Source organism: Cytobacillus oceanisediminis (assembly GCF_022811925.1).
Lineage (GTDB): Bacteria > Bacillota > Bacilli > Bacillales > Cytobacillaceae > Cytobacillus > Cytobacillus oceanisediminis_D.
In genome coordinates this window covers 4,430,551-4,443,373 of record NZ_CP065511.1, presented here as the reverse complement: position 1 = coordinate 4,443,373, position 12,823 = coordinate 4,430,551, and the positions used below count along the sequence as shown (strand labels likewise).

15 protein-coding genes are annotated in these 12,823 nt (G+C 42.0%); all 15 read left to right on the top strand.

Annotated features, from left to right (window positions below):
- The first annotated feature begins 93 nt into the window (after nt 1-93).
- The gene (mnmA, locus tag IRB79_RS22355; protein WP_243504989.1) at nt 94-1,209 is read left to right on the top strand and encodes a tRNA 2-thiouridine(34) synthase MnmA; all 1,116 of its coding nucleotides are present in this window, start codon (nt 94-96) and stop codon (nt 1,207-1,209) included.
- 116 nt (nt 1,210-1,325) lie between these two features.
- On the top strand, nt 1,326-1,991 hold the full coding sequence (locus tag IRB79_RS22350; RefSeq protein WP_243504988.1) for a tetratricopeptide repeat protein: 666 nt from the start codon (nt 1,326-1,328) through the stop codon (nt 1,989-1,991).
- Between the two features lie 27 nt (nt 1,992-2,018).
- Nucleotides 2,019-4,445, top strand: a complete 2,427-nt coding sequence (recD2, locus tag IRB79_RS22345) for an SF1B family DNA helicase RecD2 (protein ID WP_243504987.1) — start codon at nt 2,019-2,021, stop codon at nt 4,443-4,445.
- A gap of 63 nt (nt 4,446-4,508) precedes the next feature.
- Complete coding sequence (locus tag IRB79_RS22340) at nt 4,509-4,670, top strand: hypothetical protein (protein ID WP_243504985.1); 162 nt, start codon at nt 4,509-4,511, stop codon at nt 4,668-4,670.
- A gap of 37 nt (nt 4,671-4,707) precedes the next feature.
- Nucleotides 4,708-4,860, top strand: a complete 153-nt coding sequence (locus IRB79_RS22335; protein ID WP_221878456.1) for a hypothetical protein — start codon at nt 4,708-4,710, stop codon at nt 4,858-4,860.
- Between the two features lie 121 nt (nt 4,861-4,981).
- Nucleotides 4,982-5,452 carry a PRC-barrel domain-containing protein gene (locus IRB79_RS22330; RefSeq protein ID WP_243504984.1) on the top strand — a complete coding sequence of 157 codons (471 nt, stop codon included), beginning with the start codon at nt 4,982-4,984 and terminating at the stop codon, nt 5,450-5,452.
- Nucleotides 5,453-5,467: 15 nt separating this feature from the next.
- The gene (locus tag IRB79_RS22325) at nt 5,468-5,659 is read left to right on the top strand and encodes a hypothetical protein (protein ID WP_221878454.1); all 192 of its coding nucleotides are present in this window, start codon (nt 5,468-5,470) and stop codon (nt 5,657-5,659) included.
- 25 nt (nt 5,660-5,684) lie between these two features.
- On the top strand, nt 5,685-5,819 hold the full coding sequence (locus tag IRB79_RS22320) for a YrzQ family protein (RefSeq protein ID WP_206838874.1): 135 nt from the start codon (nt 5,685-5,687) through the stop codon (nt 5,817-5,819).
- A 157-nt stretch (nt 5,820-5,976) separates the two neighbouring features.
- A complete protein-coding gene (locus tag IRB79_RS22315; RefSeq protein WP_243504982.1) occupies nt 5,977-7,065 on the top strand; it encodes an AI-2E family transporter in 1,089 nt (362 codons plus the stop codon).
- A gap of 383 nt (nt 7,066-7,448) precedes the next feature.
- Complete coding sequence (alaS, locus tag IRB79_RS22310) at nt 7,449-10,082, top strand: alanine--tRNA ligase (protein ID WP_243504980.1); 2,634 nt, start codon at nt 7,449-7,451, stop codon at nt 10,080-10,082.
- Between the two features lie 42 nt (nt 10,083-10,124).
- Nucleotides 10,125-10,328 carry a hypothetical protein gene (locus IRB79_RS22305; protein ID WP_243504978.1) on the top strand — a complete coding sequence of 68 codons (204 nt, stop codon included), beginning with the start codon at nt 10,125-10,127 and terminating at the stop codon, nt 10,326-10,328.
- On the top strand, nt 10,325-10,591 hold the full coding sequence (locus tag IRB79_RS22300; RefSeq protein WP_009333061.1) for an IreB family regulatory phosphoprotein: 267 nt from the start codon (nt 10,325-10,327) through the stop codon (nt 10,589-10,591). Before IRB79_RS22305 ends, IRB79_RS22300 begins: the two co-directional genes overlap by 4 nt.
- 2 nt (nt 10,592-10,593) lie before the next feature.
- Nucleotides 10,594-11,010 (top strand): Holliday junction resolvase RuvX, encoded by a 417-nt coding sequence (ruvX, locus tag IRB79_RS22295; protein ID WP_201781429.1) that lies wholly within the window; start codon nt 10,594-10,596, stop codon nt 11,008-11,010.
- A gap of 14 nt (nt 11,011-11,024) precedes the next feature.
- Nucleotides 11,025-11,309 (top strand): DUF1292 domain-containing protein, encoded by a 285-nt coding sequence (locus tag IRB79_RS22290; protein ID WP_009333059.1) that lies wholly within the window; start codon nt 11,025-11,027, stop codon nt 11,307-11,309.
- A 319-nt stretch (nt 11,310-11,628) separates the two neighbouring features.
- The gene (gene mltG, locus IRB79_RS22285) at nt 11,629-12,762 is read left to right on the top strand and encodes an endolytic transglycosylase MltG (protein ID WP_243504977.1); all 1,134 of its coding nucleotides are present in this window, start codon (nt 11,629-11,631) and stop codon (nt 12,760-12,762) included.
- The last annotated feature ends 61 nt before the right edge of the window (nt 12,763-12,823 follow it).

Here is a 12,823-nt window from a genome sequence, read left to right as displayed (position 1 = left end):
CCGAGGAGGCTCTCATTCCTCCCCGCGGAAAGCAAGTGCCTGCAGCGGAAATCAACGGGCAGAATTTATGAGTAAGGAATTGAGGTGAAATAGATGAAAAAAGATCCAAAGGATACCCGGGTAGTGGTTGGAATGTCCGGAGGCGTTGATTCTTCTGTTGCGGCCCTGCTTCTGAAGGAACAGGGGTACGATGTAATCGGGATATTTATGAAAAACTGGGATGATACCGATGAGAACGGTGTTTGTACCGCCACAGAGGATTACAATGATGTCATCCGGGTATGCAACCAAATCGGAATTCCTTATTATGCAGTCAACTTTGAAAAGCAATATTGGGATAAGGTGTTTACCTACTTCCTTGAAGAATACAAGGCAGGACGAACACCCAATCCGGATGTCATGTGCAATAAGGAAATTAAATTTAAGGCTTTCCTTGAACACGCTATGAGCCTTGGCGCAGACTACCTGGCTACTGGCCACTATGCACGCGTGGAATTCAGGGATGGCGAATACAAAATGCTAAGAGGCCTTGATGATAATAAGGATCAAACGTATTTCCTGAATCAGTTAACACAGGATCAGCTCGAAAAAGTTATGTTTCCTATTGGCGATATTGAAAAATCAAAAGTGCGTGAACTGGCAAAGGAAGCCGGTTTGGCAACTGCAGCAAAGAAAGACAGCACGGGCATCTGCTTTATAGGTGAGCGTAACTTCAAGGAGTTCCTTGGAAATTACCTTCCCGCTCAGCCTGGGAACATGGAAACCATGGACGGGAAAGCTGTCGGCAAGCATGATGGCCTGATGTATTATACCATTGGGCAGCGACATGGACTTGGCATTGGCGGAGCAGGTGAACCATGGTTTGCAATTGGCAAAGACCTGAAACGGAATGTCTTGTATGTTGGACAAGGCTTCCACAATGAAATGCTCTATTCAGACTCCATTATTGCTGTTAATGCCAGCTGGGTTACCCATTCAGAACAGCCGCAGGAATTCGAATGTACGGCTAAGTTCAGATACCGCCAGGCTGATAGCAGAGTAAAAGTTCAGACTCTTGGAGATGGAAAAGTACAAGTTATTTTTGACGAGCCAATCCGAGCTGTTACCCCGGGTCAGGCAGTTGTTTTTTATAATGGAGACGAGTGTCTTGGCGGCGGAACAATTGATAAAATATTCAAAGATGGCAAACAGCTGGATTATGTGGGTTAAGAAAAGGCGGGACCCCGATTCTTACATAGAATCGGGGTTTTATTATGGGGAATAGCGGACACCGGAAAAGGAAAATTCAAATATGCTATACTTTGATTTGAATGGAGTGATGAATAATGGATAAGAACCAAATGGGTATTCAATATATGCAAGAAGGAAAATGGGAAGAAGCAGCGAAGGTTTTTATGGAAGCAATCGAAGAAAATCCTTCTGATCCTGTTTCTTATATTAACTTTGGAAATGTGCTATCAGCTGTAGGGGAAAATGAAAAAGCGCTGAAGTTCTATGAAAAGGCAATAGGATTTGATGAAAATGCCGGTGCTGCGTATTACAGTGCGGGGAATTTATATTATGAATTGCAGCAGTTTGACGAAGCCAAAAAAATGTTTGAAACAGCATTGAAAAAAGGCCTGGAAACCGGAGATAACTTCTTCATGCTTGGTATGTCGCTATCTGCACTTGACCAGGGCAAACTGGCTTTGCCTTATTTGCAGCGCAGTGTGGAGCTGAATGAAGACGATGCTGAAGCATATTTTCAATATGGATTATGCCTGGCACAGTTGGATTATATTGATGAAGCAATCCAGCAGATGAAAAAATGCATTGAAATTGAGCCGGAGCATGCAGATGCTTATTATAATCTTGGAGTAGCATATGGATTTAAAGAAGAGGAAAATGAAGCACTTGCTCACTTTAATAAGGCGCTGGAAATCCAGCCGGACCACATGCTTGCCGGCTATGGAAAAAAGCTGATTGAAAAAGGCGGCAGTGAATTGAACTAAAAGCTGCCCTATGGGGAGGGGAAAATAATGGAGAAACAGGATTCCATGGATCTTTTTGCCGAACAGGGAAAGTTCATAAAGGGCAGACATCTTGTCACAATCTTTCATAATGAACAAAACTTATATACGGTTGTGCGCATTCGGGTTGATGAAACGAATGACTCTTATGATGAAAAAGAAGCGGTCATTACAGGCTATCTGCCAAAGATGCATGAGCATGAAACTTATATTTTCTATGGTGAATTCAAAGATCACCCTAAGTTCGGCGTCCAATTCCACGCAAGCCATTACAGGAAAGATCTTCCCCAGACCAAGCAAGGTGTAGCCAATTATTTATCAAGCGAATTATTTAAAGGGATTGGAAAGAAAACCGCCGAGCAAATCGTCGAGACACTTGGCGAAGATGCGATCACACGCATTCTTAATCAGCCGTCTATCCTCGATAAGGTTCCAAAACTGTCACCTGAAAAAGCTAAATTGCTTTACGACACGCTTATGGAACATCAAGGGCTTGAGCAAGCCATGATTGCACTTAATCAATATGGTTTTGGCCCACAGCTTTCCATGAGAATTTATCAAGTGTATAAAGAAATGACGATCGAAGTCGTTCAAAACAATCCTTATAAGCTGGTTGAGGATATAGAAGGAGTCGGCTTTGGCCGTGCAGATGAACTGGGATATCAAATCGGCATATCAGGAAATCATCCTGATCGTATAAAAGCAGCCTGCCTCTACATACTTGAAATGGAAAGCATGCAGGCAGGCCATGTCTATATTGAAGCAAGACCTCTTCTGCAAAGTGTGAAGAAGCTTTTAGAAGAAAATAAGCGTGATACCATTGAATACAGGAATATATCCAATGAACTCATTAAGCTTGAAGAGGAAGGGAAGATCATGGCTGAAGGCCAAAAGATATACCTTCCATCCCTATATTTTTCTGAAAAGGGACTTGTAACCAATATTAAACGGATCCTTAAGCAAACACAGTATGATGAACAGTTCCCGGAGTCGGAATTTCTTTTGGCCCTTGGCAATCTGGAGGAACGTCTGGGTGTTCAGTATGCCCCAACCCAAAAGGAAGCTATTCAAACAGCTCTTATGTCTCCTATGCTGATACTGACTGGCGGCCCGGGTACAGGAAAAACAACTGTTATAAAGGGAATTGTTGAATTATATGCCGAACTGCATGGCTGCTCCCTTGAACCAAAAGACTATAAAAAGGAAGAGCCTTTTCCCTTCCTGCTGGCTGCACCAACAGGAAGGGCTGCAAAACGGATGGCCGAGTCAACAGGGCTGCCCGCTGTAACCATTCACCGCCTTCTTGGCTGGAATGGGATCGAAGGGTTTGACCGTCACGAAGAGAGTCCATTGGAAGGCAGGATTTTAATTGTTGATGAGACATCAATGGTTGATGTTTGGCTTGCTAACCAGCTTTTCAAGGCTCTCCCTGAAAATATGCAGGTAATCCTTGTGGGGGATGAAGATCAGCTGCCTTCAGTGGGGCCAGGCCAGGTTTTGAAAGATCTTTTGCGTTCAGAACGTATTCCTACTGTTCGCCTTACAGATATTTACAGGCAGGCTGAAGGATCCTCAATCATTGAATTGGCCCACGAAATGAAAAAAGGCAAACTTCCGGCGAACATTTCTGCACAGCAGACTGATCGTTCCTTTATTAAATGCCAGCCGGGCCAAATTGCGGATGTTGTTGAAAAGGTTGTCCTGAATGCCCAAAAGAAAGGGTATTCTTCGAAAGATATTCAGGTGCTTGCCCCTATGTACCGTGGACCCGCAGGAATTGACAGGCTAAACGAGATATTGCAGGAAATTCTGAATCCAAATCCTGATGGAACGAGGAAAGAGTTGTCCTTTGGTGATGTGAAATACAGAATCGGCGATAAAGTCCTTCAGCTTGTCAATCAGCCTGAAAATAATGTGTTTAATGGGGATATGGGTGAGATTGTTTCTATTTTTTACGCAAAGGAAAATACGGAAAAACAGGATATGATTGTCGTATCCTTCGATGGTGCGGAAGCTGCATACACAAGGCAGGATCTCAATCAGATTACTCATGCCTACTGCTGTTCTGTCCATAAATCCCAGGGAAGTGAATTCCCTATAGTCATTTTGCCTGTTGTTAAAAGCTATTACAGGATGCTTAGAAGAAATCTTCTTTATACCGCCATTACCCGCAGCAGACAATTTTTAATACTGTGCGGTGAAGAAGATGCGTTAAAAATCGGTGTGGAACGTGCGGATGAACAGGCACGCCTGACAACTTTATCTGAAAAGCTTAGAGATGCAATCCCGTTAGATGATGAAACAGTGCAGGAAGATACAGCTGAATCTTCTCTGCCGGAAACACTAACCCTCGAGGAAAAGCTTCTCCACGCCGATCCCATGATAGGAATGGGAAATATAACACCGTATGATTTTATGGAAAAAGAATATAGCTAAAAAGAACAGTCTAAATAACAGACTGTTCTTTTTGTATACCATCAGATTTAGAGGGGGGATTTTATGGGAAAGTGGAATGAAGAAGCTGCACCAAACAACAATATGGCTTCAGAAGAGCTGGCAGCCTCCAATCTAACCTCCAGCGCTGACCTGGTTAATGGTAATAATAAGAAAGATTCAGCCAAAGGGGAATTAAAAAATCCTGGCAATAGAAGGACTGTGTAGTCGTTTGATTATAAATTTATATAGAGGAGCAGTGAACATGAATAATAAAAGCAGAAGCTCTCTTCTCAATCTCCATGGTGTGAAACGGCGTAAAAAGCCGCAACAGCCAGATTATGAATTTTCAGAGGAACTTTCGGACGGTGGAGAGCGTAATGAGCGTTTTAATAAGCCGAGATATACTGGCAAGTAAAACTTATTCTTAGAACTAAACGGGGAGAGAAAGTATTTTTTGGCTCCCATGGCAATGGTTTTCTTTCATGTTTTTTAAGGGGCAGTGAAAACTAAAAATGTTCGGGAAGGCGGGATTCTCTTTGCGGACATTTTCTTTATTAAAAGGTTTGCCGGTTTTTGAATTGAAAACCGGCAATAAAGCAGGCGATATTTGTGATTTATCCATTTCAGGCACCGGTAAAGTACAGGGATTACTGCTGCGAAAGGGCGCTCTTCTGAAAAAGACATATATCATCAATATTAAGGACGTGGCATCTTTTGGCTGGGATGGAGTAATGATTGAAGATTCCTCTGTTCTGCAAGCAATTCCAAAACATGAGGATTATACATGTGAGACCCATAACCGGTTAACTGGAAAAATGATTATGAGCCAGGAAGGTGAACGGCTGGGCTTACTTGAGGATGTATACTTCAAGGAAGAATTGGGCACGATTGTAGGGTACGAACTGTCGGATGGCTTCTTTTCAGATGTGCTGGAAGGAAAACGTGTCATAAAAACCGATGACCCGCCTGCAATTGGAAAAGACGCCATAATTGTAAATGTAAAATAGTGAGGTGTCTTTTCCGTGCTGAAATGTCCAAATTGCCAGAGCAAAGATATTGGAAAAATTGGAATTAACCAATTTTACTGCTGGAATTGCTTTATAGAACTTTCCTTGTCCAAAGGAATCATTAACACCCATCAGGTAGAGGAAGATGGTACACTTAGCTCCCTTGATGATTTATTTGAAGAAGATGAGCGCCGGTTTCTTTCGTAATTATTAACGAAAGAGGTGAGCCAGTTTGAACAAAATATTAACCTCTGCAATGATGCTTGGGGCAGGCATGGCTGCTTATAATTACGCGCAAAAGAATAATATGATATCAGGCCGAAAAATGAAACGCATGCAAAAAAGAATAACGAAAGCTTTATTTTAAATTATTTTGGGGCTGGTTCTTTATAAAGGGCCAGCTTTTTTGTGGAATTGAATGCTTGAGCTCCTGTCCCATGAACAAGGCATTCGCGCTTATCTTATACGTACGATGCATAAATCCCCACGAAGCAATCACAATAAAAACAAGGAGGCGGGCCATATTGAATATTCAAATGAAATGGTACTACCGGCTTGGATTTCTGCTTCTCTTGTTTATTGTGATTTTAGTCTTTCTAAAGCTTCAGGCATTATGGATGCCTGTTCTGGAAATCTTATTAGCAGTATTCATTCCTTTTGTCATTGGAGCATTTATTACATATCTCCTCCACCCGATTGTGGAAAAATTGCATGAAACTGGTCTTCATAGGGGGCTTGCCGTTTTTATTATTTATTTTTTATTTTTCGGAGGGATCGGACTAGCTTTATATAAAGGGATTCCGGCTTTTATTCATCAATTGCGTGATCTTGCAGAAAATGCTCCTCAATTTGCCAATCAGTACCGGGAATGGATCGACCTTATTCAGAGTAAAACATCAACATGGCCTGATGGCCTGCAAACCAGGATAGATGATGTCATTGCAGCGGTTGAGAAACGGTTAAATAATCTTTTATCGAAGGTAATCACATTTTTTCTTAATATATTGAATTATGCTGTGATTATCGCTGTTATTCCCTTCATTTCTTTTTATCTCCTTAAAGATTTTTCGATTATGAAAAAGGCTGCCTGGTATTTGACGCCAAGGAAATGGAGAAAGGAAGGCGTTTTATTCTTAAGGGATGTAGATAAGTCCCTGGGAAGCTATATTAGAGGCCAGCTTGTGGTATGTGCGGCCATCGGGGCTATATCTTCTCTGCTTTTCTGGATCTTTGATATGCGCTATCCTCTTTTGCTTGGCACTATAATAGGAGTTACCAATGTAATTCCTTATTTTGGCCCAATTATCGGAGCGGTCCCGGCTGTAATCATTGCCTCTGCTTTATCGGTCAAGATGATCGTGATTACGATTGGCATCATTATAGTTCTTCAGTTTCTTGAGGGGAATATCCTATCACCCCTGATTGTTGGAAAAAGCCTACATATGCATCCGCTTCTCATTATGCTGGCCTTGCTGGCTGGCGGGGAAGCAGCAGGGATATTGGGCTTAATCATTGCAGTTCCGATTTTAGCTGTTATTAAAGTAAGTATCATACATGCGAAAAAACACTTTTCAAAAAATAAACAGCCAAAAATCACCGGAACTCCATCATGATGTTGACAACAATAAAGGTAAATCGCTATAATTCGTCTATAAAGCTATATTAAACATGTTGACGGAATAAGTATGTTATAGGCCATCTGCGTGAAATGCTAGTATTGCATTCATATAAGAGAGGGAGTTCCCAGGCTGAAAGAACTCCTAGATGAAGGATAACAGAAAGCTAATCCCGAGTGCAGCTAATCCCTGCCGTTTATCCGCGTTAAGGATCTGAGAGATGGGGGATTTCCTAATGAACTGGATAAAGGTCTGGTCATTATTCGTAAAACTTCCATAATCAGGGTGGTACCGCGAGCAAGCTCTCGTCCCTGTCCAGGGATGAGGGCTTTTTTTGTTGTTTTTAAAAGCTTTTACATATTTTTAGGAGGCTGGTTAGAATGAAACAATTATCAGGTGCTGAAATACGCCGAATGTTTTTAGACTTCTTCAAGGAGAAAGGACACGCTGTTGAACCCAGCGCTTCCCTAGTTCCGCACGAAGACCCTTCTCTGCTTTGGATTAATAGTGGTGTCGCCACTCTGAAAAAATATTTTGACGGCCGTGTCATCCCTGAGAATCCAAGGATTACAAATGCCCAAAAATCGATCCGCACCAACGATATTGAAAATGTAGGCAAAACAGCAAGGCACCATACATTTTTTGAAATGCTGGGCAATTTTTCAATTGGTGATTACTTTAAAGAAGAAGCAATCATTTGGGCTTGGGAGTTTTTGACTGATAAAAATTGGATTGGTTTTGAAGAAGAAAAGCTATCTGTAACGATTCATCCCGAAGATGACGAAGCTTTTAAAATCTGGCGGGAAAAAGTTGGCGTTCCTGAAGAAAGAATTATTCGCCTGGAAGGAAACTTCTGGGATATCGGAGAAGGTCCAAGTGGTCCAAATACAGAAATCTTCTATGATCGCGGACCTGAATATGGAAATGATCCGGAAGATCCTGAACTATACCCTGGCGGTGAGAACGAGCGGTATTTAGAAGTTTGGAACCTTGTGTTTTCTGAATTTAACCATAATCCAGATGGCACCTATACGCCTCTTCCAAAGAAAAATATTGATACCGGGATGGGGCTTGAACGGATGGCATCTGTCGTTCAAAATGTGCCTACCAACTTTGATACAGATTTATTTATGCCAATTATCCGAGGAACAGAAGAAATCTCAGGCAAGAAATATGGAGCTTCTAAAGAAACCGATGTTGCATTTAAAGTTATTGCCGATCATATCCGCACAGTAGCATTTGCAGTGGGGGATGGTGCACTGCCTTCCAATGAAGGACGGGGTTATGTATTGAGAAGATTGCTTCGCCGTGCAGTCAGATATGCCAAGCAAATCAATATAAACGAGCCATTCATGTATGATTTGGTGCCGGTAGTAGGAGAAATAATGCATGACTTCTATCCGGAAGTAAAAGAAAAAACAGAATTTATCCAAAAGGTCATCAAAAATGAAGAAGAACGTTTCCATGAAACACTTCATGAAGGTCTTGCCATCCTATCTTCTGTTATTAAGAAAGAAAAGGAAAAAGGCAGTGTTACGATTCAGGGAGAAGATGTCTTCCGACTTTATGATACGTACGGATTCCCGGTAGAATTAACTGAGGAATATGCGGAAGAAGAAGGTATGAAAGTGGATCATGCCGGATTTGAAAAGGAAATGGAAGGACAGCGCGAGCGTGCACGTTCAGCGCGTCAGGATGTAGATTCCATGCAAGTCCAAGGCGGTGTATTAGGGGAACTGAAAACTGAAAGCGAATTTGTTGGATACGAAAAGCTCCATACAGAAACTAGAGTAGCTGCGATTGTGAAGGAAGGGCAATTAATTGAAGAAGCTCATGCGGGTGAAGAAGTTCAGCTGATCCTGAATGAAACACCATTTTACGCAGAGAGCGGCGGACAGATAGCGGACCAGGGGACTCTTGAAGCAGAGGGTTTAAAGGTTTCCATTAAGGATGTTCAAAAAGCGCCAAATGGACAAAACCTTCATAGAGCTGTCGTTGAAGAAGGAACGCTGAAGGCTGAAGCATCTGTATTGGCTTCGGTAAATGAGCAAATCCGTTCTAAGGTAATCAAGAATCACACTGCAACTCACTTGCTTCATCAGGCTTTAAAAGATGTATTGGGAAGCCATGTCAATCAGGCTGGATCCCTGGTAGGCCCTGATCGCCTGCGCTTTGACTTCTCTCATTTCGGGCAAATTACCACTGAAGAACTTGAGAAGATTGAGGCTATTGTCAACGAACAAATTTGGCAAAGCCTTGAAGTTGATATCAATTTCAAGGATATAGACGAGGCAAAGGCAATGGGGGCTATGGCTCTATTTGGTGAGAAATATGGCAAGATTGTCCGTGTTGTTCAGGTTGGGGATTATAGTCTTGAGCTTTGCGGCGGGTGCCATGTTCCGAACACTTCTTCTATCGGATTGTTTAAGATTCAATCGGAAAGCGGAATTGGGGCTGGAACACGCAGAATTGAAGCTGTAACTGGCGAGGCTGCATACAAGCTGATGAATGACCAGATTCATGTTTTAAAAGAAGCTTCAGGCAAATTAAAAACAAATCCAAAAGATTTGTCTGCAAGAATTGATGTGCTGCTTGGAGAAATGAAGCAGCTGCAGCGCGAAAACGAATCTTTAGCTGCAAAATTGGGCAATATTGAAGCAGGGAGCCTGGTATCAAAGGCAATAGAAATCAACGGCGTTACTGTTCTTGCAGAGAAGGTTCAGGCGTCAGACATGAATAATCTGCGCAATATGGCCGACGATTTAAAACAAAAACTCGGATCTGCAGTTGTGGTATTAGGCAGTGTAAATGAGGGTAAAGTGAATATTATAGCAGGGGTAACAGATGATCTGATCAAAAAAGGCTTCCATGCGGGCAAAGCGGTCAAAGAAGTCGCTGCAAAATGCGGAGGCGGCGGAGGCGGCCGTCCGGACATGGCCCAAGCTGGCGGAAAAGACCCGGAAAAACTTGAAAGTGCTCTGCAATTTGTGGAAGAATGGGTTAAATCCGTTTGATATCCCTGAAAAGTAGTGTAAAATGAAGGTAACCAAGAGAGATTGTTCATCATCAGGAAGAAACAGCTTGTTCTTCACCATGTTTTCCTATCAGGAACAAGATCATTTATTGATCGCTCTGTTTATTCAGGCGGCAGGCCAAACCGTTATGAAGAGCTGGACAAGCTGGCTGTTCACCGGATTTCAGGTCCGGCAGATATAAGCTATCCTCATCCTTCATACAGAAAAGCGAGGTGTAAGATATGAGCTCATTTGATAAAACAATGAGGTTCAATTTTCCTGAAGAACCAATCGAACAAGATGTGAATGAAGTTCTTTTTCAAGTTTATGGGGCCCTCCAGGAAAAAGGGTATAACCCTATTAACCAAATTGTCGGTTATCTGCTGTCCGGGGATCCAGCTTACATTCCCCGCCATAAGGATGCCCGCAATATCATCCGTAAACTTGAACGGGATGAGATCATCGAAGAATTGGTTAAATCATACTTAAAACAGCAGCGTGAGGGGTAAACATGCGGACTATGGGACTGGATGTCGGCTCTAAGACAGTCGGCGTCGCTCTAAGCGATGCGCTTGGATGGACAGCGCAGGGCTTGGAAACCATCAAAATCAGCGAGGAAGAAAAAGAGTTTGGTTTTGAAAGAATTAGTGAAATAATAAAAGAGCACGAAGTCAGTAAAATTGTTGTCGGCTTGCCTAAAAATATGAATGGAACCATTGGCCCCCGCGGTGAAGCAAGCCAATTCTATGCTTCAGAGCTGGAAAAGCTATTTGGTCTTCCAGTCGTATTATGGGACGAGCGTCTCTCTACAATGGCAGCTGAAAGAGTTTTGCTTGAAGCGGATGTCAGCCGCAAGAAACGGAAAAAGGTCATTGATAAAATGGCAGCCGTCATGATTTTACAAGGCTTTTTAAATAGCCAAATTTAATGAGGTGAACAGAAATGAACCATGGAGATAACAACATTACTGTAATTGACGAGGAAGGCAACGAGCAGCTTTGCGAAGTATTGTTCACGTTTGATTCCGAAGAATTCGGCAAGTCATATGTCCTGTACTACCCAGTGGGAGCAGATGAAAATGATGATGAAGAAATTGAAATTCACGCATCTGCATTCAGCCCAAGCGAAGACAGCAAGGATGGCGAACTGCAGCCGATCGAAACAGAAGAGGAATGGGATTTAATTGAAGAAATGCTTAACACATTCCTTGATGAGCAAGAAGATTAATAAAACTGGCCCCCGGGCCAGTTTTTTATTTTTCTCTGGATTTCTGACATGAGTTCAGGGACGCCAAAATTAATAAAACCAAAAGTGAAAAGCATGGAAATTATTGGCGAATCTTTTGGGTTTTTGTAATATCCTGCGACTTCCAAAAGAAAATATAGTATAATAAGCCGAGATGTATCAGGAAACAAAAAAGATGATACGAAGTTATTCTTAGGCCTGTTGGCAAGCAAATCACACTGGTTAATTTACTGGATAACATCATGATCTAGCCTGTCTTTTGCAAAAGAAGCCAACGTCTTTGGAACGGAGGGGATATGTGATGTCGGCAGACGATAAAAAAGGGAAAAAAGAAATAATACGCGAAAAAATGATTGAGCGCCAAGGCGAAGCGAAAGTAGTCCGGAAAATTGTAATGATAGTTGCAATCATATTATTAATCTCAGCTGCTGCAGTGATTGGTGGCGGATATTTTTATATTAATTCAGCTTTAAAGCCTGTTGATCCCGACAATGATAAGTCAAAGAAAGTAGAAATACCAATTGGTTCATCTGTTACAGGAATCGGCAATGTTCTTGAAGAAAATGGAATTATCAGGGATGCGCGTGTCTTTAAATATTATGTGAAATTTAAAAATGAAGCTGGATTCATGGCAGGAGAATATGAATTGAAGCCTTCCATGAACATGAAGGAAATCCTGGATAGCTTGAAAACAGGTAAGGTTATGGAAGAAATGGCTTTCAAGATCACCATTCCGGAGGGAAAACAGCTTGAGCAGATATCAGGAATTATTGCCGAAAAGACTGATAAAAAACCTGAAGACGTTTTGAAGAAACTCAATGATAAAGCTTTTATTGAGTCTTTAATGGCAGAATATCCTGAATTGCTGACAAAGGAAATTCTTGCAGAGAATATTAAGTATCCCCTTGAAGGATACTTATTCCCGGCAACCTATCCTTTTTACAAAGAAGATCCGACTATAGAGGAAATTGTCGAAGTTATGCTCGATAAAACGGCATCAGTTATTAAAGAGTATAGAGGTGACATGGAGCAGCGGGAATACACCCCGCACAAATTATTGACAATGGCATCACTCATAGAGGAAGAAGCAACTGCGAAAGTAGACCGTGATCAGATTGCGAGTGTTTTCTACAATCGGATAGACACAGGAATGCCGCTGCAGACAGATCCAACTGTCCTGTATGCACATGGAGAACATAAATCAAGGGTCCTATATAAAGACTTGGAGATCGACTCGCCATACAACACATATAAGTATCCTGGACTGACGCCCGGACCAATTGCCAATGCCGGCGTTTCATCAATTGAAGCAGCATTGGTGCCAGCAGAGACAGATTACCTGTACTTCCTGGCTACATCAACAGGAGAAGTGCTTTTCTCAAAAACTCTAGATGAGCATAACCAAAAGAAAGCACAGCATATTACAAATAATTAAACAGCAAAAAGGGGAATGTGCAGATATAGCATTCCCCTTTTAATTATGGTAAAATAGATCA

What these genes read in the sequence shown, in the direction of transcription:
- ruvX (WP_201781429.1), top strand. Translation starts at nt 10,594, where the DNA reads ATGCGGACTATGGGACTGGATGTCGGCTCTAAGACAGTCGGCGTCGCT.
- mltG (WP_243504977.1), top strand. Translation starts at nt 11,629, where the DNA reads ATGTCGGCAGACGATAAAAAAGGGAAAAAAGAAATAATACGCGAAAAA.
- recD2 (WP_243504987.1), top strand. Translation starts at nt 2,019, where the DNA reads ATGGAGAAACAGGATTCCATGGATCTTTTTGCCGAACAGGGAAAGTTC.
- alaS (WP_243504980.1), top strand. Translation starts at nt 7,449, where the DNA reads ATGAAACAATTATCAGGTGCTGAAATACGCCGAATGTTTTTAGACTTC.
- IRB79_RS22340 (WP_243504985.1), top strand. Translation starts at nt 4,509, where the DNA reads ATGGGAAAGTGGAATGAAGAAGCTGCACCAAACAACAATATGGCTTCA.
- IRB79_RS22335 (WP_221878456.1), top strand. Translation starts at nt 4,708, where the DNA reads ATGAATAATAAAAGCAGAAGCTCTCTTCTCAATCTCCATGGTGTGAAA.
- IRB79_RS22290 (WP_009333059.1), top strand. Translation starts at nt 11,025, where the DNA reads ATGAACCATGGAGATAACAACATTACTGTAATTGACGAGGAAGGCAAC.
- IRB79_RS22350 (WP_243504988.1), top strand. Translation starts at nt 1,326, where the DNA reads ATGGATAAGAACCAAATGGGTATTCAATATATGCAAGAAGGAAAATGG.
- IRB79_RS22300 (WP_009333061.1), top strand. Translation starts at nt 10,325, where the DNA reads ATGAGCTCATTTGATAAAACAATGAGGTTCAATTTTCCTGAAGAACCA.
- mnmA (WP_243504989.1), top strand. Translation starts at nt 94, where the DNA reads ATGAAAAAAGATCCAAAGGATACCCGGGTAGTGGTTGGAATGTCCGGA.